General features: G+C 67.8%; 23 protein-coding genes and 4 tRNA genes. 8 read left to right on the top strand and 19 right to left on the bottom strand.

Features of this window, described 5'->3' with window-relative positions; translation table 11 throughout:
* Positions 1 to 333 precede the first annotated feature (333 nt).
* Complete coding sequence (locus tag FKV24_RS11560; protein ID WP_111266398.1) at positions 334 to 1,107, top strand: SDR family NAD(P)-dependent oxidoreductase; 774 nt, start codon at positions 334 to 336, stop codon at positions 1,105 to 1,107.
* A gap of 110 nt (positions 1,108 to 1,217) precedes the next feature.
* On the opposite strand, the gene FKV24_RS11555 is transcribed toward FKV24_RS11560, so the two are convergent.
* Positions 1,218 to 2,069, bottom strand: coding sequence for a universal stress protein (locus FKV24_RS11555; protein ID WP_141482488.1), 852 nt, complete (start codon positions 2,067 to 2,069; stop codon positions 1,218 to 1,220).
* Positions 2,070 to 2,438: 369 nt separating this feature from the next.
* Between FKV24_RS11555 and FKV24_RS11550 the strand changes: the two genes are divergently transcribed.
* Both FKV24_RS11550 and FKV24_RS11545 read left to right on the top strand, forming a co-directional pair.
* On the top strand, positions 2,439 to 3,515 hold the full coding sequence (locus FKV24_RS11550; RefSeq protein ID WP_425481628.1) for a hypothetical protein: 1,077 nt from the start codon (positions 2,439 to 2,441) through the stop codon (positions 3,513 to 3,515).
* Positions 3,508 to 4,572, top strand: a complete 1,065-nt coding sequence (locus FKV24_RS11545) for a DNA methyltransferase (protein ID WP_249040998.1) — start codon at positions 3,508 to 3,510, stop codon at positions 4,570 to 4,572. The genes FKV24_RS11550 and FKV24_RS11545 overlap by 8 nt, the downstream gene beginning before the upstream one ends.
* Before the next feature lie 94 nt (positions 4,573 to 4,666).
* On the opposite strand, the gene FKV24_RS11540 is transcribed toward FKV24_RS11545, so the two are convergent.
* The 8 genes from FKV24_RS11540 to FKV24_RS11505 all read right to left on the bottom strand — a co-directional run bounded on the left by FKV24_RS11540 (position 4,667) and on the right by FKV24_RS11505 (position 12,892).
* Entirely contained in the window at positions 4,667 to 7,171 is a 2,505-nt protein-coding gene (locus FKV24_RS11540; RefSeq protein ID WP_141482487.1) for a heavy metal translocating P-type ATPase, read from the bottom strand.
* The gene (locus tag FKV24_RS11535; RefSeq protein WP_141482486.1) at positions 7,168 to 7,566 is read right to left on the bottom strand and encodes a heavy metal-responsive transcriptional regulator; all 399 of its coding nucleotides are present in this window, start codon (positions 7,564 to 7,566) and stop codon (positions 7,168 to 7,170) included. The genes FKV24_RS11540 and FKV24_RS11535 overlap by 4 nt, the downstream gene beginning before the upstream one ends.
* 89 nt (positions 7,567 to 7,655) lie before the next feature.
* A complete protein-coding gene (locus FKV24_RS11530) occupies positions 7,656 to 8,207 on the bottom strand; it encodes a DUF411 domain-containing protein (RefSeq protein ID WP_111266402.1) in 552 nt (183 codons plus the stop codon).
* Complete coding sequence (locus tag FKV24_RS11525; protein ID WP_170288289.1) at positions 8,204 to 8,788, bottom strand: nuclear transport factor 2 family protein; 585 nt, start codon at positions 8,786 to 8,788, stop codon at positions 8,204 to 8,206. The genes FKV24_RS11530 and FKV24_RS11525 overlap by 4 nt, the downstream gene beginning before the upstream one ends.
* Positions 8,778 to 9,539, bottom strand: a complete 762-nt coding sequence (locus FKV24_RS11520; RefSeq protein ID WP_141482484.1) for a c-type cytochrome — start codon at positions 9,537 to 9,539, stop codon at positions 8,778 to 8,780. The genes FKV24_RS11525 and FKV24_RS11520 overlap by 11 nt, the downstream gene beginning before the upstream one ends.
* A 10-nt stretch (positions 9,540 to 9,549) precedes the next feature.
* On the bottom strand, positions 9,550 to 10,527 hold the full coding sequence (locus FKV24_RS11515) for a copper resistance protein B (protein WP_111266405.1): 978 nt from the start codon (positions 10,525 to 10,527) through the stop codon (positions 9,550 to 9,552).
* The gene (locus FKV24_RS11510) at positions 10,524 to 12,377 is read right to left on the bottom strand and encodes a copper resistance system multicopper oxidase (RefSeq protein WP_141482483.1); all 1,854 of its coding nucleotides are present in this window, start codon (positions 12,375 to 12,377) and stop codon (positions 10,524 to 10,526) included. Before FKV24_RS11510 ends, FKV24_RS11515 begins: the two co-directional genes overlap by 4 nt.
* Before the next feature lie 113 nt (positions 12,378 to 12,490).
* Positions 12,491 to 12,892: a CopL family metal-binding regulatory protein gene (locus tag FKV24_RS11505; RefSeq protein ID WP_170288288.1), complete on the bottom strand. Its 402-nt coding sequence runs from the start codon at positions 12,890 to 12,892 to the stop codon at positions 12,491 to 12,493.
* Positions 12,893 to 13,136: 244 nt separating this feature from the next.
* Here FKV24_RS11505 and FKV24_RS11500 point away from each other — a divergent pair, with 244 nt between their 5' ends.
* Positions 13,137 to 13,541, top strand: a complete 405-nt coding sequence (locus FKV24_RS11500) for a hypothetical protein (protein ID WP_141482481.1) — start codon at positions 13,137 to 13,139, stop codon at positions 13,539 to 13,541.
* 76 nt (positions 13,542 to 13,617) lie between these two features.
* Here FKV24_RS11500 and FKV24_RS11495 read toward each other — a convergent pair.
* The 6 genes from FKV24_RS11495 to ppsR form a co-directional block, all read right to left on the bottom strand.
* Positions 13,618 to 13,693, bottom strand: a tRNA-Glu gene (locus FKV24_RS11495).
* Positions 13,694 to 13,728: 35 nt separating this feature from the next.
* Positions 13,729 to 13,804, bottom strand: a tRNA-Ala gene (locus FKV24_RS11490).
* Between the two features lie 80 nt (positions 13,805 to 13,884).
* Positions 13,885 to 13,960: transfer RNA gene (locus tag FKV24_RS11485), tRNA-Glu, on the bottom strand.
* A gap of 34 nt (positions 13,961 to 13,994) precedes the next feature.
* Positions 13,995 to 14,070 (bottom strand) — tRNA-Ala (locus FKV24_RS11480).
* A gap of 45 nt (positions 14,071 to 14,115) precedes the next feature.
* Positions 14,116 to 14,610, bottom strand: coding sequence for a DUF1249 domain-containing protein (locus tag FKV24_RS11475; protein WP_111266409.1), 495 nt, complete (start codon positions 14,608 to 14,610; stop codon positions 14,116 to 14,118).
* A 164-nt stretch (positions 14,611 to 14,774) separates the two neighbouring features.
* Positions 14,775 to 15,593 (bottom strand): posphoenolpyruvate synthetase regulatory kinase/phosphorylase PpsR, encoded by an 819-nt coding sequence (gene ppsR, locus FKV24_RS11470; RefSeq protein ID WP_111266410.1) that lies wholly within the window; start codon positions 15,591 to 15,593, stop codon positions 14,775 to 14,777.
* Positions 15,594 to 15,767: 174 nt separating this feature from the next.
* On the opposite strand from ppsR, the gene ppsA reads away from it, so the two are divergent.
* Positions 15,768 to 18,140, top strand: a complete 2,373-nt coding sequence (gene ppsA, locus FKV24_RS11465; RefSeq protein WP_141482480.1) for a phosphoenolpyruvate synthase — start codon at positions 15,768 to 15,770, stop codon at positions 18,138 to 18,140.
* 170 nt (positions 18,141 to 18,310) lie between these two features.
* The gene (locus FKV24_RS11460) at positions 18,311 to 19,228 is read left to right on the top strand and encodes a mechanosensitive ion channel family protein (RefSeq protein ID WP_141482479.1); all 918 of its coding nucleotides are present in this window, start codon (positions 18,311 to 18,313) and stop codon (positions 19,226 to 19,228) included.
* A gap of 16 nt (positions 19,229 to 19,244) precedes the next feature.
* Here the strand turns inward: FKV24_RS11460 and FKV24_RS11455 are convergent, their stop codons facing one another.
* Together FKV24_RS11455 and orn are read right to left on the bottom strand one after the other, a co-directional pair.
* Positions 19,245 to 19,967 (bottom strand): hypothetical protein, encoded by a 723-nt coding sequence (locus FKV24_RS11455; RefSeq protein ID WP_141482478.1) that lies wholly within the window; start codon positions 19,965 to 19,967, stop codon positions 19,245 to 19,247.
* A gap of 51 nt (positions 19,968 to 20,018) precedes the next feature.
* Complete coding sequence (gene orn / locus FKV24_RS11450; RefSeq protein ID WP_425481627.1) at positions 20,019 to 20,597, bottom strand: oligoribonuclease; 579 nt, start codon at positions 20,595 to 20,597, stop codon at positions 20,019 to 20,021.
* Between the two features lie 82 nt (positions 20,598 to 20,679).
* Here orn and FKV24_RS11445 point away from each other — a divergent pair, with 82 nt between their 5' ends.
* Positions 20,680 to 21,159, top strand: coding sequence for a DUF2721 domain-containing protein (locus FKV24_RS11445; RefSeq protein ID WP_111266415.1), 480 nt, complete (start codon positions 20,680 to 20,682; stop codon positions 21,157 to 21,159).
* Positions 21,160 to 21,186: 27 nt separating this feature from the next.
* Here the strand turns inward: FKV24_RS11445 and ada are convergent, their stop codons facing one another.
* Entirely contained in the window at positions 21,187 to 22,263 is a 1,077-nt protein-coding gene (gene ada / locus FKV24_RS11440; RefSeq protein ID WP_111266416.1) for a bifunctional DNA-binding transcriptional regulator/O6-methylguanine-DNA methyltransferase Ada, read from the bottom strand.
* Positions 22,264 to 22,467: 204 nt separating this feature from the next.
* On the opposite strand from ada, the gene FKV24_RS11435 reads away from it, so the two are divergent.
* Positions 22,468 to 23,082 (top strand): FMN-binding negative transcriptional regulator, encoded by a 615-nt coding sequence (locus tag FKV24_RS11435; protein WP_141482477.1) that lies wholly within the window; start codon positions 22,468 to 22,470, stop codon positions 23,080 to 23,082.
* 75 nt (positions 23,083 to 23,157) lie between these two features.
* On the opposite strand, the gene FKV24_RS11430 is transcribed toward FKV24_RS11435, so the two are convergent.
* On the bottom strand, positions 23,158 to 24,195 hold the full coding sequence (locus tag FKV24_RS11430; protein WP_141482476.1) for an alpha/beta fold hydrolase: 1,038 nt from the start codon (positions 24,193 to 24,195) through the stop codon (positions 23,158 to 23,160).
* Positions 24,196 to 24,427: the final 232 nt, after the last annotated feature.

The following is a 24,427-nucleotide window of genomic DNA, read 5'->3' as shown; positions in this document are numbered from 1 at the left end:
GTTGCTTTGGGATCGGACTACGCCGCGAGGGCGGGTCGGAAATTTCCTAGACGAAGTGTCTCCAGCCACCTGCGTAGAACTTCGCATAATGCATATTATGTCCAATACGCAAGGGCACGAAGCCACAAGTACCCAGCTGGTAGTCCCCGGCACGAATCCGGCCGGCTCTTGCGTTTGGGCGCGCCTGCCCGGCCTGGCGCTGACCACCGATCGGCCAGATGCTTCGTCTGCTGGCACACGGATTCCAGGGCTTGGGATGGATTGATCCGGATCAATACGCCTGTTCCGCCGATGTGATGGACTGCAAGCGTCCGCCGTTGTGAGGAAGCCGTCATGAGTCGAGTGAACGGAAAGGTCTGCATCGTCACCGGGGCTGCCATGGGCATTGGCCGGGCCTGTGTCAGGCGTCTTGCCGAGCAAGGAGCAACGGTGGCGCTGTTCGACGTGCAGGACGATGCCGGAGACGAATTGCTCGGCGAGCTGCTGGCATGGGGCGCCGAAGCGAACTACTGGCATGTCGACGTCGCCGTCGAGGACCAGGTCAGGACCGCCATCGACGAGGTCGCCTCGCGCTTTGGCGGGCTTCACGTCCTGGTCAACAATGCCGGCATCGCCGGCGTCAATCGCCCCACCCACGAGATCAGCGAGCAGGAATGGGATCGCGTACAGGCGGTCAACGTCAAGGGTGTGTTCCTGTGCACCAAGCATGCGATCGCTCACCTCAAGCGCAGTGGCGGCGGCAGCATCATCAATCTGTCGTCGATATACGGGATCGTCGGTGCGGCCGATGTGCCGCCGTATCACGCGTCAAAGGGTGCGGTCAGGTTGATGAGCAAGACCGATGCCCTGCTCTATGCCGGCGACGGGATCCGGGTGAACTCGGTGCATCCGGGCTACATCTGGACGCCGATGGTCGAGCATCATCTGCGCGACAGCGGCGCGACCGATCTCGATGCCGCCCGCATCGAGCTGGGCCAGTTGCATCCGCTCGGCCATGTCGGTGAACCCGATGACATCGCCTGGGGGGTGGTCTATCTGGCCTCGGACGAATCGAAGTTCGTGACCGGTACCGAGCTGGTCATCGACGGCGGCTATACCGCGCGCTAGTTCGGCACCGGGCCGGCGTTCGCGAGCACCGGCTGCATCCGGGCCGGGCCCGACGTCCGTCCGCAGTTGGCTACGGACGAAGGCCGGGACGGAGGCCCGTACGTGGCCGCTCAGTGCGAGAACAGCACCGGCAGTTGGGCCAACTGGAGCAGTTCCCGGGTGGTGCCGCCGATCATCCATTCGCGCAGGCGCGAATGGCCATAGCCGCCGGCAACCAGCAGTTGTGCGCCGGACTGTTCGCAATGATGAAGCAAGGCGTTCGAGACCGTGTCGTCCTGCTGCGGTTGGACCACCACGTCGACCTTGATCCCGTGCCGGGCAAGGTGGGCGGCGACATCCTCACCGGACTGCGGGCCGTGGTTTCCGCGCGCATCCGGTCCCGCCGGCTCGATCTCGAGTACGTCCACCGACTCGGCGGCCTTGAGGAATGGCATGGCGTCGTGCAGGGCGCGGCTCGCTTCGCGGGTCGGCAGCCAGGCCACGACGACGTGCTTGATCGGCATTCGCAGCCTATGGTTCGGAGGAACGACCAGCACCGGGCGGCCGGATTCGAGCAGGATGGCGTTGAACAGCGCATGCACGACCGCCCCTTCCGCCCTGCTGCCGTTGTCGGCCGTCATCATCACCAGGTCGGCATGGCGCGCCTGCAAGGCGCACTCGCGTTGGATGTCGAACGATGTCGTCTCGATCATGCGCACCTCGGACGGAACCGACTCGCCTTCCAGGCGCTCGCGCAGTCGCGCCGCCTCGGCATCGGCCATCGCCTGGATCTCGGCATGGATCAGCTGTATCGACGCGGCGTCCGGGGCGACGCCCCAGTCGCCGACCGCGGGGATCATCATGCGCACGGTGCCCACCACGGTCAGGTGCGCCTGTACGTGGTCCGCCATCGTCAATGCGTTGTCCAGAGCGTTGTTGTCCTCGGGCAGACCGGTAAGAGCGAGCATTAGATCTTTGATCATGTCGGCTACTCCGGTATCAGTGGTTGTCCCTGTATTTCACGCCTTTGCCGGGGCGCTGGCATTGATCGGGGTCAATTCTTCATCCTGAATAGGCATCTTCGCCCTGCCTCGGCGCGGGGCCTCCGGGGTGCCGGCGCCTGAATGCGCCGGTATCCCGACCGGTACCATCATCGGCCCTTCCCTTGCCGCGATACAAGGCGTTCAAACACACGTGCGTCCCATTCCGTTCCCGCATTCCGATACTTCCTCCGACCGCACTCGCGCGAGCGATGGCGACCCGTCGCGGTTCCCGGCAACGGGAGCTTCCGCATGAGCCGGGTCATGCCGGCAGCCGAGCCCCTGGCCGCGGCCGCGCTGGGCCAGCTGCCGTTGGCCGGCCGCTCGCCTTTGTTCGAGCGTCTGCGCGAGCGCACGCCGGCGCTGTTGCGTCGGGCGCCCGCCCCGTCCGATCCGGCGCGCTGGCATCGCGCGACCGTCGCCGGCCGCGCCTATCGCTTCGCGCAACCGCTGACCTTCACCCCCTACGCCGCCGCCCGACCGTGCTCGGCACGCTGCCGGTTCTGCTCGGAGACGCTCAAGCCGGAGCGGGACGGCAGGATGGCCGCGCGGCTGCGGCCGGATGCGGACTACTTCCAGATCCTGCAACGCGCGTTGCGGGCGGTACGCGGGATACCGATGTCGTGGTCGCTGTCGGGGCTCGAGGCCAGCGACGACGAGGCCTGGTTGCTGCGGCTGCTGGAGACCCTGGGCGATGAGGAGCGCCGCGGCGGCGTCATCCACGAGCGCGTGCTGTACAGCAATGGCGCCGGACTGGCGCGTGGACGCGGCGGCGAGCTGGTCTCGGCGCTGCGGGCGTTCGACCTGTCGTGGCTGGAGTTGTCGCGGCACCACCCGCGGGAGGACCGCAACCAGGCGATCATGCGGTTCCGCCCCGGCGAGCGCGTTGCCGATGCCGATACCTTCGCGGCCACCGCGCGCGCACTGGCCGCGGCGCTGCCGTTGAAGCTGGTCTGCCTGCTCCAGCGCGGTGGCGTCGACAATCCCGACGAGGTGATCGACTACCTGCGCTGGGCGGCTTCGCTGGGGGCGCGCAGTGTGATCTTCCGCGAGTTCTCGCGGCTGGATGCGGGCTACCGCAACACCGTCACCCGTCGCTACATCGACGACGCCCGGGTCTCGATCGAGAGGCTGCTGGAGGCCTGCATGACCGCCCCCTGGTGGTCGTCGATGCGTCCGCTCCGGCTGACCGAGGGCTACTACTTCTGGAACCTGGTGATGCAGAGCGAGTCGGGGCTCGAAGTCGTGTTCGAAACCTCCGACTACGCGGCGATGCATCGCTGCCACCGCAGCGGCGATGTCTACAAGCTGGTGTTCCACCCCGACGGCCATCTGTGCGCGGGCTGGGAGCCGGACCACGACCTGATCTGGACGCCCGCCGATGGGTGACACCATGGATGACGCCAGCTGGTTCCAGCCGCGCACGGACAATGCCCGCTGGGCGTTGCCGGCCGACATCCGCGCACGCGACGGATTCGACGGTCGCGACTGCGGTTGGGTCGAGCAGATGCGCCCGTTCGTCCGTCACTTCTCGCAGCCCGGGCAAACCGTGCTCGACCCCTTCTGCGGCTTCGCCACCACCCTGCTCGCCGCCTCGATCGAGGGACGCCACGGTCTGGGTTACGAGATCGATCCGCGACGGGCGGGACTCGCCCGCGAGCGTCTGCATCGACTCGGACTCCAGGCGGATATCCGCAACGGCGAACTCGCCACGCACGGCGAACAGGCGCGTGCCGACCTGGGCCTGACCAGCGTGCCCTACTTCGGTTGCGGCTGGACCGGCGAGCCCGCGGCCGGACAGTTGTACCTGGAGCAGGACTACGCGGGCTTCCTGCGTGGTCTGCGTCGGGTGTTCTACTCGCTGCGCGGGGTCCTGGCGGACGGTGGCTACTGCATCGCGATGGCCGAGAACATCGTCATTGGCGGCCGCCGGTTTCCGCTGGCCTGGGATCTTGCGCGCATTCTCGACAGCCTGTTCGTGGCCCACGAGGAACGGGTGCTGTGCTATCCGCGTCCGGTGTCGCCGCTGCCGCATGCGCTCGCCGCCAGCAACCGCAGTCACGAGTACGCATTGATCTACCAGAAGCGCCGCGAAACCATCGACCTGCAGGCGACGGCGGAGCTGCTGCGTGCGATCGAAGCCGCCGGTTTCACGTTCCGCCTGTACGGCAGCCTCGCAGGTTGGCGGGAGGCCGGCGAACCGGCTTCGGGACCCCCGCCCGCCGATGCCGACCTGTTGCTGCCCGCGGATCAGGCGCGTTTCGACGCCCTGCTCCGGTGGCTGGTCGAGCAGGGCTTCGAACTGAGCCTGTGGGGCGAGCCGGTGAAGCCGCCGGTCGACCTGCAATGCTGGCGGGATCATCGCTATCTGCGCGCGGACCGGCGCGGTCGCGACGGTTCGCTGGTGCGGCTGGATCTGGCGTGCGTGTCGCCACCGTGCGCCTGAACGGGTCTCAGGCATCGCATCCGGGGAGATGACGGTCGCCGGATGCGATGCCGGCACCGGCATGCGCGGGGTCCGTCCAGTCAGATCCGTCCCGTCAGACCCGTGCGCCCCGCAGCCGCAGCGCGTTGCCGATCACCGACACCGACGACAGGCTCATCGCCAGCGCGGCCAGCATCGGGCTCAGCAGCAGACCGGTCAGCGGATACAGCACGCCGGCGGCGATCGGCACGCCGATGCCGTTGTAGACGAAGGCGAATCCGAGGTTCTGCTTCATGTTGCGCACGGTCGCGGCGGACAGTTCGCGGGCGCGCAGGATGCCGCGCAGATCGCCCTTGACCAGGGTCACCTGGGCGCTGGACATCGCCACGTCGGTACCGGTGCCCATGGCGATGCCGATGTCGGCGGCGGCCAGTGCCGGGGCGTCGTTGATGCCGTCGCCGGCCATCGCCACGCGATGCCCCTGCGCCTGCAGCCGGGTGACCAGCTCGGCCTTGTCCTCCGGCCGCACCTCGCCGTGGAAGCTGTCGATGCCGAGTTTTCCGGCCACCGCACGGGCGGTGGTCTCGCCGTCGCCGGTCGCCATCACCACGTGGATGCCGGCCTCGCGCAGCGCGGCCAGGGCCGGCGCGGACGATTCCTTGATCGGGTCGGCGACCGCGATCAGGCCGGCCAGGCGTCCGTCGACGGCCAGGAACATCACACTCGCGCCTTCGCCGCGCAGCCGCTCGGCGGTGTCGGCGACACTGGCGACGTCGACGCCGGTGTCGGCCATCAGGCGGGTATTGCCGAGCACCACTGCCCTGCCCCCGACCCGGCCGCGGACGCCGCTGCCGGTCACCGACTCGAAGTCCTGCGCCGTTTCCAGCGCCAGCGATCGGGCGCGCGCCTCGTCCACGATCGCCTCGGCCAGCGGATGTTCGCTGCCCAGATCCAGGCTGGCGGCGATCCGCAGCACGTCGTCGGCACTGAATCCACCGGCGCCGCTGGCCTCGTGAAATGCCGGCCGGCCCTCGGTCAGGGTGCCGGTCTTGTCGACGACCAGGGTGTCGATGGTGCGGAACCGTTCGATCGCCTCGGCGTCGCGGAACAGCACACCGGCATTGGCGGCGCGCCCGGTCGCGACCATGACCGACATCGGCGTCGCCAGACCGAGCGCGCACGGACAGGCGATGATCAGCACCGACACCGCATTGAGCACGGCGTAGGTCCATGACGGATCGGGGCCGAACAGCCCCCACACGAAGAAGGTGGCCACCGCGACCGCCAGCACCGCCAGCACGAACCAGTAGGCGACCTTGTCGGCCATGCGCTGCATCGGCGCACGCGAACGCTGCGCCTGCGCGACCAGTTGGATGATCCGCGACAGCACGGTGGCGCTGCCGACCTGGTCGGCGCGCATCACCAGGCTGCCGGTGCCGTTGAGGGTGGCGCCGATCAGGCTGTCGTCGGCCTGCTTCTCGACCGGCATCGGCTCGCCGGTCAGCATCGACTCGTCGACGCTGGAGCGGCCCTCCAGGACGGTGCCGTCGACCGGCACCTTCTCGCCGGGACGCACCCGCAGGCGGTCGCCGACATGCACGTGTTCGAGCGGGATGTCCTCTTCGCTGCCATCCTCGCGCAGGCGGCGCGCGGTCTTCGGCGCCAGTCCCAGCAGTGCCTTGATCGCCGCCGAGGTCTTCGAGCGTGCGCGCAGTTCAAGCAGTTGGCCGAGCAGGGTCAACGAGACGATCACCGCCGCCGCCTCGAAATAGACGCCGATGCGGCCATGTTCGCGGAACGACTCGGGAAACAGGTCGGGGGCGACGGTGGCGACCACGCTGTAGCCGAACGCCGCACTGACGCCGATGCCGATCAGGGTCCACATGTTCGGGCTGCGGTTGCGGATCGACTGCACGCAGCGCTCCAGCAGCGGCCAACCCGCCCACAGCACCACCGGCGTCGCCAGCACCAGCTCGACCCAGCTGCGGGTGTCGGGGTCGAGCAGGCCCAGCCGGCCGCCGAACATCGCCAGTACGAACACCGCCGCGGTCAGCGGCAGCGTGCCCCAGAAGCGGCGGCCGAAATCGCGCAGCTCGGGGTTCTCCTCCTCTTCCAGGCTCGGCATTTCCGGCTCCAGCGCCATGCCGCACTTGGGACAGGTGCCCGGTCCCTCCTGGCGGATCTCCGGATGCATCGGGCAGGTGTAGATCGTCCCGGCCGGCATCTCCTGCGCGGGGGCCGGATCCGGCGACAGCCAGCGCTGCGGATCGGCGGCGAACTTCTCGCGGCAACGCGCCGAACAGAAGTGATAGGTCCGGCCCTCGTGGTCGTGACGATGCGTGCTGGTCTGCGGGGCCACGCGCATGCCGCAGACCGGATCGACGACGCCGTCGGCATCGTTGCCGGCACCACCCTGGCAGGACGTGGCCGCTCCGCAGCAACTGCCCGACGCCGCGCCCGGGTCGGCGTGATCGCCGTGCGCGTGGGCGGCCTGCGGTCGCTTGTCTTGGCCTTGTGCCGTCGCTTCCGGGTGCGCGTGGCCGCAACCCCGATGGTCGTGATCGTGTTCGTGGTCGGCAGCTGCGTGATCGTGGCCGTGCTTGTGTCCGTGCGCGCTCATGCCGCGTCCTCCACCAAGGCGTTGAGGATCGGGCAGCGCGCCATCGCGCCGTGTCCCGGGCAGGCGTCGACCAGGGTGCGCAGGCCATCGCGCATCCGCTCAAGCTCGGCCAGGCGACGCTCGACATCGGCCAGCTTGGCGGTGGCCACCGCCTTCATCGACGCCATGTCCTCGTCGCGATGGTCGGACAGGGCCAGCAGCTCGCCGATCTCCTCCAGGGTGAAACCCAGCACCTTGGCGCGACGGATGAAGTGCAGGCGGGCGACATCCTGCTCGTCGAACAGGCGGTAGCCGGAAGCCATCCGGTTGGCGGGGCGCATCAGGCCCTGGCGTTCGTAGTAGCGCACGGTATCGATACCGATGCCGGTGCGGCGCGACAGTTCTCCGATCTTCATGGCCTTGTCCATGCGTGCCCACGATGGGCGATGGGGGCAGTCTGCAGTCTGGACCATGGTCCAGAGTCAACACCCTGCCCCGCGCCGGGTCAGTGTGACGCGAAGGGAACGGTGCCGCCGCCCTCGCCGACCAGTTCGACCGTGTAGGGCTGGACGGTGCCGTCGGGCACCTCCATGCCCGGCGAACCCAGTGGCATGCCCGGCAACGCGAGCCCCTTCGCGGCGCGACCGTTCACCTGCGGCGCCTCGGCCAACAGGCGCTTGATGTCGGCGGCCGGCACGTGTCCTTCGACGAAGTAATCGCCGATCCGGGCGGTGTGGCAGGAGCCCTTGCCGTAGGGAACGCCGACCTCGCCCTTGAGCCGGTTCAGCGCGTCCGGCGCGTGATTGCGCACCTCGACCGTGAAGCCGGCTTCGCGCAGATGCTCGACCCACAGCTCGCAACAGCCGCAGGTCGGGCTCTTGTGGACGATCGCCGGCGGCAGCGCGGTCGACTCCGGCGCCATGGGCGCGGTGTCCGTCTGCCTGGCCGCGGCCGTGTCGACGTCCGCGCCGGCGACGAGCGTCTCCCGGTCGCCGGCGCAGGCGGAGAGCAGCGGCGACAGGACCAGCAGGCCGAGGGCCACGATACGCGCGTTCATCGGTTGCCCTCCCCCGCCTTGAGCGGACGCGACGACCAGTGGATATGGACGATCTTCCACCCCTTGGGGGTGTCGCCAAGCACCAGGGTCTCGCTGCTGAGCAGGGCCATCGGCCCGCCGTCGCCGGTCGCATGGATCTCGCGTTCGCTGCCGATCCAGACCATGTGCTCGCTGGTGCGCACGGTACGATGCAGGAGCCGCACCTGCGCCTCCTTCAGGAAGGCGGCATCGTGGCCGGCGTGCCCGCGGAGGTACGCCTCGCGCGTGCGCTCGCTGCCGCCACTTTCCAGGATCAGCACGTCCTCGGCGAGGAAGTCGCCGACGCGTTCCAGGTCGCCGGTCTTGAGCGCATCCGAGAACGCGTCGGCCACCGCGACGAAGCTCTGTCGCATCGCCGCCTGCCGGCCGTCGATTTCGGTGTGGGTCGTCCCTGTGGAGGTGGAGGCCTGGGCCTCGGCTGCGGCCGCGGCTGCGCCGTCATGGGCATGGGCGCTCAGGCCGAGCGCGAGCAGGCCGCCGAGCCCCAGTGTCGTCAGTTGGCGCAGGCGCGTCCTGCGCGCGTGCCTTGCATCAGTGTTCATGCGTGTGGGTGTCCTTGTGCGATGGGGCTGATTCGTCGTGGTTGTCGTCGTTTGCGCGCGCCTGTTCGGGTATCGATGGCTCGGTCGAGGAGGCAGACCCATGGTCGTGGTGCGAGCCGTCGGCGTGGACGTGTCCCTGCGGCTCGACGGCCCCGGAATCCCGCTCACGCGCCTCCGCGCCGTCGTGTTCGTGCCCGCCACTACCGTTGTCGTGCCCGCCGCCACCGTGCGAATGCCCCTCGCTGCTGACGACCAGTGCGGCATACCCTTCCCGGTCCAGGGTCGGCAAGGCTCGCAGGAAGGCGACCATGTTCCAGATGTACTCGTCTTCCATGCTGCGGCCCCAGGCCGGCATCCCGCTGGCCTTGATCCCGTGCTTGATGGTCCAGAACGCGCTCGCCGCGTCCACCGCTTCGCGGCTCAGATCCGGCGGTGCCGGGTACAGACCACGACTGAGCTCGGATTCGCCGGAACCCGGTGCGAGATGGCAGCTCACGCACATCGCGTCGTAGTTGCCGGCGCCCTGGCGGATCCGGTCCGGGTCGTCGAGGACGGCAGGCACCTGCAAGGCCCGCGCGCGCCGGGCCACCGAGCGTTCGCGCGCGGTCTCCAGCAGCGCGAACACGGGGCGGCTATGCGGTGAGTCGGCGGCGATGTCGTAGACGCCGGAGTACACCACGGTGGCCGCTGCGGCCGCGATGGCGGCCGTGCCGAGGCCGATGCCGACGAGGGTCCTGATGATCGTCTTCATCGCCTTCTCCTCAGAACCAGACCCGCACGCCGGCAACCAGGCGGGTGTCCTCGATGTCCTCGCCGTGGGCGCGCTTCAGGTCGGCGGTGCCGCCGTAGCTGCGCTCCCAGCTGACGCCGACATAGGGCGCGAAGCGACGGCTGATCTCATAGCGCAGACGCGCGCCGGCTTCCAGCGACGACAGGCCCGAGCCGATGCCGCGGGCCGGGTCGTCCTTGCCGTAAAGCTCGGCTTCCGCGCTCCATTGCAGGATCAGGCGATTGCTGATCAGGGTGTCGTACTCGGCCTCGAGGCTGGCGGCGGTCTGGCCGGATTCGCCGACGTAGCCGGTCGCGCTGACTTCGAACTTGTAGGGCGCCAGGCCCTGCACGCCGAAGGCGGCGAAAGTCTGCGAGGGCCCCTCGCCACCGAAGTCGTGACGGATGCCGGCGACGACATCCCACCAACGCGAGACGCTGTGCCCGTACAGCACTTCCAGATCGGCGGACTCGGTGCCGGCATCGGTGCGTTCGCCCTCGCTGCGCAACCACAGACGGTCGATGTCGCCGCCTACCCAGGCCAGCGCTTCCCAGGCGGTTCCGGTGCCCTCCTCGTCCGCATCCCAGGCCTCCAGCCGGTCCAGCGACCAATAGCTGTGGATGCTGTCGCCGTGGGTGGCATGGGCGTGCAGTTCCGGGAACGCGGCGCGGCGGTCGGCGTCGCTGACCGTGGGAATCGGGGTGCTTGGCTGTTGCGGTGAGCGCACATGCTCCATGCCCGTGTGGTCCATCCCGGAGTGGTCGCCAGCATCGTTGGCACTCGTCGCGGTCGACGGTTCCGGTTCATGCGGCATCGACGCCCTGGCGCCATGGCCGGCATGTCCGTCGTTGTCCTGCGCGGCCTGCGGGCGGTGCTGTGCGTGCCGGTCCTGGGCCGATGCGGGCGCGGGCGCCAGTGCGATGGCGAGCGCGACCGGAAGCGGCGCGAATGTCGAGACGATCGTGTTCATTCCTCGATCCTCACTTCCCGCATCATGCCGGCTTCCATGTGGTACAGCAGGTGGCAGTGATAGGCCCAGCGGCCGAGCGCGTCGGCGCGCACGCGATAGCTGCGCTTGGTGCCCGGCGGCATCTCGATGGTGTGTTTGCGCACCATGAAATTGCCGTCCTCGTCCTCCAGGTCGCTCCACACGCCATGCAGGTGGATCGGGTGGGTCATCATGGTGTCGTTGACCAGGACGATGCGCAGACGCTCGCCATAGGTCATCCGCAACGGTTCGGCGCTGGCGAACTTGATGCCGTCGAACGACCACGCGAACTTCTCCATGTGGCCGGTCAGGTGCAGTTCGACGTCGCGCCCCGGGTCGCGGCCGTCGGGATCCTCGAAGGTGCTGCGCAGGTCGGCGTAGCTGAGTACCCGGCGGCCGTTGTCGCGCAGGCCGATGCCCGGATCGGACAGACGCGGTTCCGGCGCCATCGTCTGCATGTCGATCAGCGGATTGCCCTCCTCGCTGGCCGGGTGCGTCTGCATGCCCCCGCCGCCATGGTCCATGCCGGCGTGCTGGTTTGAACCGTGCTGGTTGGAGCCGTGCTGGTTGGAGGTGTGCTGCATGGCGCCGTGCTTCATATTGCCGCCGCAGCCGCCCTCCATGCCCTTCATCGCCGCCATGTCGTGGCCGCCATGCCCCATGCCGCCATGGCCCATGTCGGCCATGGTCAGGATCGGTCGCGGATCGGGAACCGGCACCGGCGCGCGCAGGCCTTCGCGTACCGCCAGGGTGCCGCTGACGTAGCCGGTGCGGCCCATGTCCTGGGCGAAGATCGTGAACGCGTCCTGGCCGCTGGGCTCGACAATCACGTCGTAGGTCTCCGCGACCGCGATCCGGAACTCGTCCACCGTCACCGGATGCACGTACATGCCGTCGGCGGCGACCACGGTCATCTTCAGGCCCGGGATGCGCACGTCGAAATAGCTCATCGCCGAGCCGTTGATGAAGCGCAGGCGGATCTTCTCGCCGCTGCGGAACAACCCGGTCCAGTTGCCCAGCGCGGTGGTGCCGTTCATCAGGTAGGTGTAGGTGTTGGCGTTGACGTCGGACAGGTCGGTCGGCGTCATCCGCATCTCGCCCCAGGCCTTGCGGTCGTCCAGGGTCTGTTCCAGGCCGTCGCGCCGGGCGTCGCGCACGAAGTCGCCGACGGTGCGCATGTAGTAGTTGTCGTAGCTGGCCATCTTCTTCAGCCGCGCGAACAGCGAGGCCGGATCCAGGTCGGTCCAGTCCGACAGCATCACCACATAGTCGCGGTCGTAGCTGAAGGGCTCGGGTTCGAGCGGGTCGATCACCAGCGGGCCATACAGCCCCGCCTGTTCCTGGAAGCCGGAATGGCTGTGGTACCAGTAGGTGCCGCCCTGCCCCACCTCGAAGCGGTAGTGATAGGCCTCGTTGCGACGGATGCCGTCGAAGCTGAGCCCGGGCACGCCGTCCATGTTGGCCGGCAGGATGATGCCGTGCCAATGGATAGAGGTGGTGTCGCCGTGGATCGAGCCGGCCGGCAGGTCGTTGCGCACGCGCAGGTTGACCGTGGTGCCCTCGCGCCAGCGCAGCAACGGTGCCGGCACGCTGCCGTTGACCGCGATCGCGGTGCGTACCCGCCCGGTGAAGTTGACCGGCATCTCGCCGATCGACAGGTCGAACTCGGTGCCGGTCAGCACGTTTGGCTGGCCCGGGGATTTCAGCGCCCAGCCCGGGCGCGGCCACAGGCCAAGGCCGGCGATCGCGCCGCCGGCGGCCAGGCCCTGGACGAAACGACGACGCGAGGGCGCGGGCATACCGCGGCCGGCATCGGAAGAATCGGAAGACATCGCTAACTCCGTTCGCAAATCGGCTGCCCTTCCGCATCGGGACGGGCAAGACTGGAGGCGCACCGCATCCAGGCGTGCGCGCACGGTTCCGGCACTGGCGTGCCGGTGCCGGATCAGCCTATCGGCGGTCGGATCAGTCGCGGGCGGACGGGCTCGGGGTGGCCGTCGCTGAGCGGGTGAACGGCGGTGCCGGACGGTCCGGGCGGTGCGCCGGCCAGCGCCGGCGCCGGCATCGCGCAGCAGTGCTGGATGCACTCGCAGGCGCATTGGCCGCCGTTGCAGCAGTCGGGATCGTCGCCGTGGCCAGCCGCTTGCGGCGTTGCTGGCGCGTCGTGTTCCATCCCGCCCATGTCCTCATGGCAGGGCGGCATCGTCGTGGCGGTAGTACCGGCGTGCTGCTTCGTCAGCGCCTCGTGCTCGACCAGCATGCGCGCGGACGCCATCGTGCCGCCGATGCCATTGAGCACCAGCATCAGCGCGACCAGCACTCGCAGCAGGACGGACGAACGGGACATGCGGTCGATGATACGCCGGTAGCGGTGAACCGGGCGCATGCTGACCGATGCCGGGGGCGCGGCGCAACTCTGGAGCGGGTCCAGTGTTGGCTCGCGAATCCCTTGCCCACCGGGGCCAACGCCGCGCCACACCGTTGGCGATGTTGCGGTTGTTGACCACTCGCTTCATGCCCTCCACCATCCAAGGGTCAATGATTCGAGGCCCTTACGGGCTACCCGCCCGACATCTTCGCAGCCGGCACGAATGAACAAGTTCGAAAAGGCCAGGCGCATGGCACTGCGTCGCGACACCGGCAACCGCCCTGCTCCATCGCCGCCGCCGCTTCGCCCTCGTGCGGCCGCATACCTGATCGCGCACGCCTGCTTCATATGCCGCAAGAGCTTCAGGATCGCCCCGCGCCCGCAGCGGAGGTCCCGCTGTCCTTGCTGCGCTGGCGACCTTCATGAGATGGGCCGCTCTTTCAAGGCTCCGCCTGCGCGCAATCGCGAGCAGTGGCGCAAGGTCCAGGCGCTGTACGAAGCGGGGTTCCGGTTCTTCAGTTATGGAAGCTTCGATGCTCCACCGCTGCCCGCCAGGCTGCGCGACGTCGAAGCCTTCATCCGCGACAACCCGGAACATCCGATGCGTGTGGCCGTCCCTGTGAGCTAGCGCCACGATCCGGTAACCGAAAGTCCAGGCATGAAAACAAAAAGCCCCGGCATGCCGGGGCTTTTTGTTTCGAATATGGCGTCCCCACGGGGATTCGAACCCCGGTCGCAACCGTGAAAGGGTTGTGTCCTAGGCCTCTAGACGATGGGGACGGGGTGTTGCGGGTACTGCGGACGTTCCAGGAATTTGGTGGAGCCAGGCGGGATCGAACCGCCGACCTCTACAATGCCATTGTAGCGCTCTCCCAGCTGAGCTATGGCCCCACTGTGCTGGAAACCGGCCTGCAATAAAGCCGGTCTGACAACAAAAAGCCCCGACGCATCAGGGCTGGGTGTTTCGAATATGGCGTCCCCACGGGGATTCGAACCCCGGTCGCAACCGTGAAAGGGTTGTGTCCTAGGCCTCTAGACGATGGGGACGGGTGTTGCGGTTACTGCGAATGTTCCAGAAATTTGGTGGAGCCAGGCGGGATCGAACCGCCGACCTCTACAATGCCATTGTAGCGCTCTCCCAGCTGAGCTATGGCCCCACTGCGCTGGAAAGACGGCCATCTTAGGGGCCGTCCCGAAGGTCGTCAAGACATTTCGATGACTTTTTTCGGAATGGCTTCAGGCCCCTGCAAGGTCGCCACGCCATGCCCGCGTTCAGCGAGGTACTCCAGCCATTTGCCGAGGAAGGTGTTCATCCGCATGCGGTGGCCGATCACCTCCGCCGGCGGCGGATACAGGCCGATCACGTCCTGCCAGCGGCGGCCGATATAGCAGTGGGTCGCTTCCAACTGGCGCGCATCGTGATAGACGCGCAGGTAGGCGGACGGGTCCGGTTCGCCTGTGACCGGATCGGGCATTGCGTAGGTCAGCCGCAGCTCGGTGGTGTAGCGATGCCGCTCGATCACGTCCAGGCAGACGTCCAGGCCGTCGCCGATCACCGAGCGGTACCGCCCCGCTTCCAGCGCGGCCGGCGCGAACAGGCGCTGGAAGCGCGCGTGGTTCTCCGCGTACAGCCCCATCAGCCAACCGAAACGGTTGAGGCGGGGCAGGCGTTCGGCGGTGGCGGCAGCGGTCGACATGGACCCGATGCTACACGCGCGGGGTGGATTTCGGCAGCGTTGACGCGCCGCCCGGGGCGGCATAACTTGAAGATTCGTCGCTCATCGCGCGCGGCGGCCGCAAGCTGAACCGCCGTTCAGCGCCCTGCCCTCCAGGCCCGGTTGCGCGGTCCAGAGCCTCTCGTTCAGAACATCTCGCGACGGATTCCCAGCGTCGACAGCACCTTGCTCGAGATCTCCTCGATCGAGGTATGGGTCGTGCTCAGGGTCGGGATGCGTTCGGCACGGAACATCATCTCCGCCGCGGCGACCTCGCGCTTGCAGGTCTCGAACTTGGCATAGCGCGAATTTGGCCGCCGCTCCTGGCGGATCTGCTGCAGCCGGATCGGGTCGATGGTCAGCCCGAACAGCTTGTGGCGGTATGGACGCAGCCGCGGCGGCAACCGATCGTGCTCGAGGTCCTCCTCGGTCAGCGGATAGTTGGCCGCACGGATGCCGTAGTGCAGCGCCAGGTAGACGCAGGTCGGGGTCTTGCCGGCGCGCGAGACCGCGACCAGGATCAGGTCGGCCTCGGCGTAGTCGATGCTGGCCCCGTCGTCGTGGGTCAGCGCGTAATTCATCGCGTTGATGCGGCGGTGGTAGGTCTCGAAATCGACCAGGCCGTGCGCCTGCCCCACCGCGTGCCGGCGGGTCTCGCCGAACTCCTGCTCCAGCGGTTCGATGAACGGCGCGAACACGTCCAGCAGCAGCGCCCCGCTCTCGGCCAGCGCGGCGCTGACCTCGTTGTCGACGCAGGAATTGATGATCACCGGGCGCACCCCGTGCATCTCCGCGGCCTTGCGGATCCGCTCGGCGGCCTCGCGCGCCCGCTCGACGCTGTCGACGAAGGAGATGCGCTCGCTGACGAAGCGGGTCTCCTGGAACTGGGTGAGCAGCGTATGGCCGATGGTCTCGGCGGTGATGCCGGTACCGTCGGAAATGTAGAACACCGGGCGCAGACCCATGCCAAACCCCTCGAAAATCCGCCTGCCAACAGGAAAAAGCCCGCCGGATCAACCTTGTAAGCGCCCGGCGCACAGGCGATCATAGCGGCTTGTCCGCCGGACATCCGCCCCTGCCCCCGTCCGCGGCCTGCCCGTCCCCATCGCTTCCGTTCCGCCGTACCAGGAGCCCCCGCCTTGAAAGAGAACATCCTCTGGCTGCATGAGCTGCGCCTGTCCGACCTCGCCCGAGTGGGAGGCAAGAACTCCTCGCTGGGCGAGATGATCGGCAATCTGGCCAACCTCGGGGTGTCGGTTCCCGGCGGTTTCGCGACCACGGCCGAGGCGTTCAAGGCCTTCATCGCCCACAACGACCTGCACCAGCGCATCTTCGACCGCCTGGCGACCCTCGACGTCGAGGACGTGCCGGCGCTGACCGCGGCCGGCGGCGAGATCCGCGGCTGGGTCATCGATGCGCCGCTGCAGCCGGACCTGGACGCGGCGATCCGCGAGGGCTACCGCAAGCTGTGCGACCAGAACGGCGGCGACCCGGTTGCGGTCGCGGTGCGCTCCTCGGCCACCGCCGAGGACCTGCCCGACGCCTCGTTCGCCGGCCAGCAGGAGACCTTCCTCAACGTGACCGGCGAGGACGATGTCGTCCACAAGGTCAAGGAAGTCTTCGCCAGCCTCTACAACGATCGCGCCATCGCCTACCGCGTGCACCACGGCTTCAAGCACGAGGACGTGTTCCTGTCCGCCGGCGTGCAGCTGATGGTGCGCTCCGACGTCGGCGCCTCCGGCGTGCTGTTCACCCTCGACACCGAGTCCGGCTTCCGCGACGTGGTGTTCATCACCTCCAGCTACGGCCTGGGCGAGATGGTCGTGCAGGGCGCGGTGAATCCGGACGAGTTCTACGTCTACAAGCCGACCCTGGCCGAGGACCGCCAGGCGATCCTGCGCCGGGCGATCGGCGCCAAGCAGCTGCGGATGGTCTATTCCGACGTGCCCGGCGAGCGCGTGCGCACCGAGGATACCCCGGCCGAGCTGCGCAACAGCTTCTCGATCAGCGACGAGGACGTGCACGAGCTGGCCCGGCAGGCGCTGATCATCGAGAAGCACTACGGCCGCCCGATGGACGTGGAGTGGGCGAAGGACGGCGTCAGCGGCAAGCTGTTCATCGTCCAGGCGCGTCCGGAGACGGTGAAGTCGCGCGCCAAGGCGACCCAGATCGAGCGCTTCCAGCTGAGCGAACGCGGCAAGGTGGTCTGCGAGGGCCGCGCGATCGGCCAGAAGATCGGCAGCGGCGTCGCCCGCGTGGTCCGCTCGCTGGACGACATGAACCGGGTCCAGCCCGGCGACGTGCTGGTCGCCGACATGACCGACCCCGACTGGGAGCCGGTGATGAAGCGTTCGGCGGCGATCGTGACCAACCGTGGCGGCCGCACCTGCCACGCGGCGATCATCGCCCGCGAGCTGGGCGTGCCGGCGGTGGTCGGCACCGGCAACGCGCTGGACGCGATCCAGGACGGCCAGACCGTCACCATCAGCTGCGCCGAGGGCGATACCGGCTTCATCTACGAGGGCGCCCTGCCCTTCGAACGTCACACCGCGGACCTGGAGCGCATGCCGCCGGCACCGCTGAAGGTGATGATGAACGTCGCCAACCCCGAGCGCGCGTTCGACTTCGCGATGCTGCCCAACGCCGGCGTCGGCCTGGCCCGGCTGGAGATGATCATCGCCAGTCATATCGGCGTGCATCCCAAGGCCCTGCTCGAGTACGACCAGCAGGACGCGGAGACCAGGAAGCGTATCGACGAGCGCACCGCCGGCTACGGCAATCCGGTCGATTTCTACGTCGATCGCCTGGCCGAGGGCATCGCCACGATCACCGCCTCGTTCGCGCCCAACCCGGTCATCGTGCGCCTGTCGGACTTCAAGTCCAACGAGTACGCGAACCTGATCGGCGGCAGTCGCTACGAGCCGCACGAGGAAAACCCGATGATCGGCTACCGCGGCGCCAGCCGTTATGTCGATCCGGCCTTCGCCGACGCGTTCGCGCTGGAGTGCCGCGCGGTGCTGAAGGTGCGCGAGCAGATGGGCCTGACCAACTGCTGGGTGATGATCCCGTTCGTGCGCACGCTGGAGGAAGGCCGCAAGGTGGTCGAGGTGCTGAAGGCCAACGGTCTCGAGCAGGGCAAGGACGGCCTGAAGATCATCATGATGTGCGAGCTGCCCTCCAACGCGCTGCTGGCCGAGGAGTTCCTGGAAATCTTCGACGGCTTCTCGATCGGCTCCAACGACCTGACCCAGCTCACTCTTGGCCTGGACCGTGATTCGGGCCTGGTCGCGCACCTGTTCGACGAGCGCGACCCGGCGGTGAAGAAGCTGCTGGCGATGGCGATCGCCACCGCCAAGGCCAAGGGCAAGTACGTCGGCATCTGCGGCCAGGGCCCCAGCGACCATCCCGACCTCGCCCTGTGGCTGATGGAACAGGGCATCGAGTCGGTGTCGCTCAATCCCGACACCGTGGTCGATACCTGGCTGAAGCTGGCCAAGGCAAAGGCCGGCTGAACCGCCTGCCAGCGCATCGTGCGCGGGTAACGCGTCGCTCACGCGCGACGCGTTAGGCTGCGTCAAACCAGACAACGCCCCGCCGATGCGGGGCGTTGCTTTTGCGGCCGCCGTTGCGGACCGCGGCGCCCGCAGGCGCCCGTTTCATCACAGGGAAAAAGGAGTACGCAATGCAGATCGGAGCGGTTCAGCTCGGTTCGGAGTGGCTCGCATACGCAGCCAACCTCGGCGTCAAGCTGGGCATTGGCCTGGTGGTCTTCTACATCGGCCTGCGGATCGCCCGCTGGCTGGCGGGCCTGTCCGAGCGCGGCCTGAACCGCGCCGAGGTCGACCCGATCGCGGTCCGCTTCCTGCGCAAGGTCGTCTACATCGGGCTCCTGGTGGTGCTGATCCTGGGCCTGCTGCAGGGCGTGTTCGGCATCGCCCCGACGTCGATGATCGCGGTGCTCGGCGCCGCCGGCCTGGCGATCGGCATGGCGCTGAAGGATTCGCTGTCGAACGTCGCCTCCGGGGTGATGCTGGTGTCGCTGAAGCCGTTCCGGGTCGGCGACATCGTCACCATCGCCGGCGAGACCGGCAAGGTCGAGGACGTGAGCATCTTCCAGACCAAGCTGCGCGGCGCCGACAACCAGCTGATCGTGCTGCCGAACAGCCTGATCACCGGCGATTCGATCATCAACCTGACGCCGGACGTGATGCGTCGCGTCGAGCTGGTGATCGGCATCGGCTACACCGACGACATCGACCTCGCCCGCAAGCTGGCGCTGGACATCATGCATGCCGACCCACGGGTGCTGGCCGAGCCGTCGCCGGACGTGCTGGTCTACGGGCTGGGCGACAACAGCGTCAACCTGGGCATTCGCTGCCACGTCGCCAACGCCGACTTCTTCGTGACCAAGTGCGAGTTGACCGAGCGGATCAAGAAGGGCTTCGACGCCTCCGGGGTCAGCATTCCGTTCCCGCAGCGCGACGTCCACATGTACCACCACGTCGCCGGTGGCGGCCAGAGTGGACCGGCGACCTTGCCGCCGCAGGTCAGGGACAGCCTCGCCAGCCCCGACCACCAGCCCTCGGCCGATCCGGAGTAAGCCGCGGATCCCGCGCTCAGCGCGGGTCGGCCGCGGCCAGCCCGCGCTGGAAGCCGTCCATCCTGCGCTGTGCCTGTTCGATGATCGCGCCCTGCCCGACCCCGTCGGGCCAGGACATCACCAGCGAGTATTCGATCAGGTCGTCGTTCCTGACCACGAAGCGGCTGATTCCGATCGAAGGCGCCTCGGCGGTCGCGTACAGGAACCGCGCGGTCGGATAGCAGGTCGAACCGACCCGGCCGCCGACGACCATCTCCAGGCCGCGCCCGAACGGTGTGTCGGCCTCGATGAAGGACGCCTTGCCGTCGCCGGTGTTGCCCTGCTGGATCGCGACCACCTGGCGCAGCGCCAGCTCGTTGTCGCGCAGGTCCTCCGGCAGGCGGGTGATGACGTAGGCGGCTTCGATCGGGCCCGATCCATCGCGGCTGAACAGCGCGTAGCTGTCGTCGACCCCGCGCGAGCCGTCGTGCAGACGCTCCATCAGGGTCCATTCGCGGAACGGCGCCAGCGCCGACAGGTCGACCCGGTAACCGGTGTCGCCCAGCGCCAGGGAGCCACTTTCCTGCGCCTGCCGGCGGCGCGGATGCACCGCCCACTGCAGTATCGCCGGTCCCTGGCAACGCTGCTCGGTCACGGTGACCACGTTGTGGATGGCCGGCGTTTCGTCGGCGCTGGCCGCGGTCGGCAGCCAGGCCGCCGCCAGCGCCAGGCAGAGAAGACGGTTGCGGCTCCGGTTCATTTCGCCTCCTGCGTCGTGGTGATCCGGAAAATCCTTTCCGGCGGGTGATGCTCAGTCCGCCTGGAGGCCGCCCAGACGGCCCATGAAGCCGCGATAATGGCGCAGCTCGGCGATCGAGTCGTGCACGTCGCTCAGCGCGGTGTGGCGCGACTGCTTGCTGACCCCGGCCAGCACCGCCGGCGCCCAGCGCCGGGCCAGTTCCTTGATCGTGCTGACGTCGAGATTGCGGTAGTGGAAGTGCCGCTCGACCTGCGGCATCAGCCGGTGCAGGAAGCGGCGATCCTGGCAGATCGAGTTGCCGCACATCGGCGAGGCGCCGGCGCTGCTCCATTCGCGCAGGAAGGCCAGGGTCCTGGCCTCGGCCTCGGCGATGTCGACGCGGCTGGCAAGCACCCGATCCCACAAGCCCGAGCTGCCGTGCTGGCGACGGTTCCATTCGTCCATCGCCTGCAGGCGATCGAGCGGATGATGGATGGCGAGCTCGGGCCCCTCGGCCAGGACCTCGAGGCTGGCGTCGGTCACCACGGTGGCGATCTCCAGGATCGAGTCGTTGTCGGTGTCCAGGCCGGTCATCTCCAGGTCGATCCAGACCAGCCGTTCGCCCTTCCCCATCGCCATCCCCGCTGTCATCGTCATGCTGTCCTTCGTTGCCTGCTCGCAGCGACCGCCGCGTCGGGGCATGATAGCGGCAACCCAACGCCCGCGTACCGCCATGTTCAAGGACGCCGCCTCGCACTACGCCATCCTCACCGCGATGCTCGCGCCCGCGTTCTTCCTGACCGCGACCGCGTCGCTGCTGATGTCGGCGAACAACCGCCTGGCCCGGGTCATCGACCGCGCCCGCCAATTGCTGCTGGAACTGGAGACCGTCGACAACGATGGCGAGCGCGCCCGCATCGAGGCGCTGATCCTGATGCAGCGCCGGCGCAGCCGGATCACCCTGCATGGCAGCCAGTTGCTGTATCTGGCGATCAGTTGCTTCGTCGGCACCAGCCTGACCGTCGCCGCCGACGCCTTCATGGGCTACCGCTTCGTGTCCGCGCCGACGATCCTGGCCGCATTGGGGGTGACGATGATGCTGGCGGCGAGCATCCTGCTGGCTTACGAGTCGTCGCTGGCGGTGCGGGTGGTCAACGACGAGATGGACCACGGCCACAAGCGCGCCAACCAGCGGCGCCTGGGCCGGCCGTAGCCGTCGCGACCGGTTCGGGAAGGGTTCTCAGCTCTCGGCTTCGCGCCTCAACAGCTCTCGTTTGCGCTCCAGGCCCCAGCGATAGCCGGATATGTCCCCGTCGCGCCGCACGACACGATGGCAGGGAATGGCGACAGCCACGCGGTTGGCGCCGCAGGCCTGCGCCACGGCGCGGACCGCCTTCGGTGCGCCGATGCGTTGTGCGACGTCGGCATAGCTCGCCGTGGTGCCGGGCGGAATTTCGAGCAGCGCCTGCCAGACCCGCTCCTGGAAGGCGGTTCCGCGCACATCCAGCGGCAGGTTCAGGCCGATGGAAGGCGATTCGATGAAGCCCACGACCTCGGCGACCAGACGCTCGAACTTGGCGTCACCGCCAATGAGTTGTGCCTTCGGAAACTGATCCTCGAGCTCGCGAATCAAGGCATCCGGGTCGTCGTCCAGCAGGATGGCGCAGATGCCTCGTTGACTTTGCGCAACCAGGATCGCGCCCAGAGAGCATTGCCCTACCGCGAAACGGATCGTCATACCCGCGCCGCCTGCCCGGTAGTCGCGCGCGCGCATCCCCAATAGCCGGTCGGATGCCTCGTAGAAGCGGCTGTTGGAGCCGAATCCGGCATCGTAGATGGCCTCCGTGACGGAAACGTCCGCGGCCCCCAGCTTCTGCCGCAGCTTCCGGGCGCGATGGGCCGAAGCATAGGCTTTGGGTGTCAGACCCGTTTCGGCCTTGAACACGCGGTGGAAATGGAACGGGCTCATGCGAGCCTGCGTGGCCAGCTCATCGAGCGAGGGTTCGGTTTCGGAAGCCTCGATCCGGCGGCAGGCCTGCGCCACCAACGCCGCGCGTCCGATCGCCGGATCGGTCCGGTCGCCCTTGCTCCGCCGGTTGGCGCGGTACCCCGCCGCCTCGGCCGCTGCCGGCGAATCGAAGAACTCCACATTCTCCCGCTTCGGGAGCCGCGCCGGCGAGCCCGGGTGGCAATACACGCCGGTGGTGCGCACGGCATAGACGAAATGCCTCGCAGCGTCGCGATCGCGGGCCTGAACGGCGCGCCAGCGCGCATCATCCGTCGTGTAGTCGGCCGAGTCCTGGACGGTCGAAGGCATGGCTGGCACCTGGAAGCATCCGCTCATCGGGTCAGCATAGGGGGAAATTCGACCGCAGGAACTCCGGTTCTTGCGGTCGATGCCGGTCGCCCAGGGCGGCCGGTCATGCCGGCGCGGCGCTGTCCACGCACCGCAAGAACCGGATAGGCATCCGGGTCGGGGCCGGACAAGCTGGCGCTACTTCCCGCACGGTACCGCATTGCCATGAGAGTCGATCCCAAGTCCTGCCCGCGCAACGAGGACGCCATCCATCGTCTTGTCCGCGACCATCCTTTCGCTCATCTGATCTCCAGCCGGAGTGGCGAGCTTCTGTGCACGCCGTTGCCGCTGATTCTCGATCATGACGTCGAAGCTCCGCACCTCATCGGTCACTTGGCCCGGTCGAACCCCCAGGCAGCCGCCCTCGTTCGTGAGCCCCGCGCGCTCGTGGTGTTCAGCGGTACGCATGGATACATTTCCCCGTCGTGGATGCGGGACCGGACACAGGCGCCCACCTGGAACTACGAATCCGTCCAGTTCGATGTCGAAGTCGACTTCGACGAAGACGCGGGGTTCGCGCTGGAACGGCTTGTCGCCCGCATGGAGCACGGGCGCCGGGACGCCTGGCGCGTGTCCGAGATGGGCGACCGCTATCCGGGACTCTCGCGTGCGGTGATTGCGTTTCGCGCGCGGATCATCGACACCCGCGCAAGGTTCAAGCTTGGCCAGGACGAGCGGGCGGACGTGTTCGACGACATTCTTGCCGGGTTGGAACGGGAACGACAGCACGAACTCCTGTCGGCCATGGTGCGTCAGGCGTCGAGGGCCAGCGGAGATTGATCCTCCGCTGGCGATGCGGACCTCATCGGGATCCACGCGAGCAGGAGCGGATGTCCTCCTGCCCGCTGGCTCCGCCTACAAGCACGACTTCCTGTCGTGGAGGAACCTGGCGGATGCGCTGCTGAACTCAGCGGGAGGCATCGACAGAAACTCCTCCACCAGCGGAATGACCGTCTCGGGTTCTTCCACATGGCCGTAGCTCCCGCTGTATTCCAGGATCATGAAACACGCCTGGGGAGCGTGGCGCTTGAATTCCCACTGCAGCTTTGGATAGAGCGCACGGTCGTAGCGTCCCGCCAGGATCAGGGTCGGCATCTCCAGTTCGCCCAGTCGCGGCCTGAAGTCCGGGAGGCGGACGACCTCCCCTCCCGGTTCGAAATCGATGTCATGGCCGACGAACTCCCAGTAGAGCGCCTTGTTGGTCGACCCCGGTTCCGTCCTGCGTCGGTGCGCGCGGTCCGGGTTGTACCAGCGGATAAGGGGGGAATGCACGGCATAGAGTGCCTGCATTTCCGGACTGGATGAGGTGTAGCCCCGTTCCCGCAGCCCCTGGATGCGCTCCCAGACTTCGGGGTACTGCTTCTCGAGCTCGGCGTTGATGTTGTCGTGATTGAGCTTCCACATCTCCGCGCTGTAGAGCGTATTCGCAAGAATCAGATGATCCACCCTGGATGGCTGGGCAAGCGCATAGGCCTGCGCCACGAGCCCTCCGTAGGAAAAGCCATACAGATTCATCGTCTCCAGACCCAGCTCGGCGCGCAGCGCCTCCAGGTCTTCGACATCCCGTTCGAAGGTGACATCTCCGATTGCGGTGGGTGTGTCGCTTCTGCCGCGCCCCCGATAATCGTAGTAGATGATCTGGAACCGGTCTGCCAGCGAACTGAAGGCCGGATGCATGGACACATGCGAGTTCGCGGGGCCGCCGACCAGGACGACCAGTGGAGGCCCCTTGCCTTCGGTCTCCACCCACAGCCTGGTGCCATTGACCGGCACCAGACGTCCCGGGACGTGCTCTACAGGCGCGGCGGTCGGTACGGGCCCGCCAAGGGCCGCCAACGGAAATGCGGCCGATGTGCCCGCGATCATCCCGATCACGAGAGCGAATTTGCGCATGGGTACCTCCTTCCATCTGTTGCGTATGAGAAGTGTCGAATGCGCGGGTCCAGGCAGTAGCGGGAACACAGCGCAATGAACGCAGCAGAGGCTAGAGAGGCAACCGGTCAGTGAATATCCGGATCTTGCTTTCCGTCAGGAGGGATCGGTTCGTGGCTTGCGGTCGTCCTGGAAAGACCGCGCGGCGACCGACCGGCGCTGCGGCCGTGCTGGGCCCTGAAGGGGGCCGTCG

The sequence above is a fragment of the Marilutibacter maris genome (assembly GCF_006546735.2).
GTDB lineage: Bacteria > Pseudomonadota > Gammaproteobacteria > Xanthomonadales > Xanthomonadaceae > Marilutibacter > Marilutibacter maris.
Note: the sequence above shows the minus strand (reverse complement) of the source record. Positions and strands in the feature narration are given on the sequence as shown.

Bases quoted from the DNA above. Each gene is read 5' to 3' on its own strand.
- FKV24_RS11555 (WP_141482488.1), bottom strand. From the start codon at position 2,069: ATGATCAAAGATCTAATGCTCGCTCTTACCGGTCTGCCCGAGGACAAC.
- FKV24_RS11545 (WP_249040998.1), top strand. From the start codon at position 3,508: ATGGGTGACACCATGGATGACGCCAGCTGGTTCCAGCCGCGCACGGAC.
- FKV24_RS11540 (WP_141482487.1), bottom strand. From the start codon at position 7,171: ATGAGCGCGCACGGACACAAGCACGGCCACGATCACGCAGCTGCCGAC.
- FKV24_RS11525 (WP_170288289.1), bottom strand. From the start codon at position 8,788: ATGAACACTGATGCAAGGCACGCGCGCAGGACGCGCCTGCGCCAACTG.
- FKV24_RS11460 (WP_141482479.1), top strand. From the start codon at position 18,311: ATGCAGATCGGAGCGGTTCAGCTCGGTTCGGAGTGGCTCGCATACGCA.
- FKV24_RS11515 (WP_111266405.1), bottom strand. From the start codon at position 10,527: ATGAACACGATCGTCTCGACATTCGCGCCGCTTCCGGTCGCGCTCGCC.
- FKV24_RS11535 (WP_141482486.1), bottom strand. From the start codon at position 7,566: ATGAAGATCGGAGAACTGTCGCGCCGCACCGGCATCGGTATCGATACC.
- FKV24_RS11510 (WP_141482483.1), bottom strand. From the start codon at position 12,377: ATGTCTTCCGATTCTTCCGATGCCGGCCGCGGTATGCCCGCGCCCTCG.
- FKV24_RS11505 (WP_170288288.1), bottom strand. From the start codon at position 12,892: ATGTCCCGTTCGTCCGTCCTGCTGCGAGTGCTGGTCGCGCTGATGCTG.
- FKV24_RS11560 (WP_111266398.1), top strand. From the start codon at position 334: ATGAGTCGAGTGAACGGAAAGGTCTGCATCGTCACCGGGGCTGCCATG.
- FKV24_RS11430 (WP_141482476.1), bottom strand. From the start codon at position 24,195: ATGCGCAAATTCGCTCTCGTGATCGGGATGATCGCGGGCACATCGGCC.
- FKV24_RS11530 (WP_111266402.1), bottom strand. From the start codon at position 8,207: ATGAACGCGCGTATCGTGGCCCTCGGCCTGCTGGTCCTGTCGCCGCTG.
- FKV24_RS11445 (WP_111266415.1), top strand. From the start codon at position 20,680: ATGTTCAAGGACGCCGCCTCGCACTACGCCATCCTCACCGCGATGCTC.
- ppsR (WP_111266410.1), bottom strand. From the start codon at position 15,593: ATGGGTCTGCGCCCGGTGTTCTACATTTCCGACGGTACCGGCATCACC.
- orn (WP_425481627.1), bottom strand. From the start codon at position 20,597: ATGACAGCGGGGATGGCGATGGGGAAGGGCGAACGGCTGGTCTGGATC.
- ada (WP_111266416.1), bottom strand. From the start codon at position 22,263: ATGCCTTCGACCGTCCAGGACTCGGCCGACTACACGACGGATGATGCG.
- FKV24_RS11475 (WP_111266409.1), bottom strand. From the start codon at position 14,610: ATGTCGACCGCTGCCGCCACCGCCGAACGCCTGCCCCGCCTCAACCGT.
- FKV24_RS11520 (WP_141482484.1), bottom strand. From the start codon at position 9,539: ATGAAGACGATCATCAGGACCCTCGTCGGCATCGGCCTCGGCACGGCC.
- FKV24_RS11455 (WP_141482478.1), bottom strand. From the start codon at position 19,967: ATGAACCGGAGCCGCAACCGTCTTCTCTGCCTGGCGCTGGCGGCGGCC.
- FKV24_RS11435 (WP_141482477.1), top strand. From the start codon at position 22,468: ATGAGAGTCGATCCCAAGTCCTGCCCGCGCAACGAGGACGCCATCCAT.
- FKV24_RS11500 (WP_141482481.1), top strand. From the start codon at position 13,137: ATGAACAAGTTCGAAAAGGCCAGGCGCATGGCACTGCGTCGCGACACC.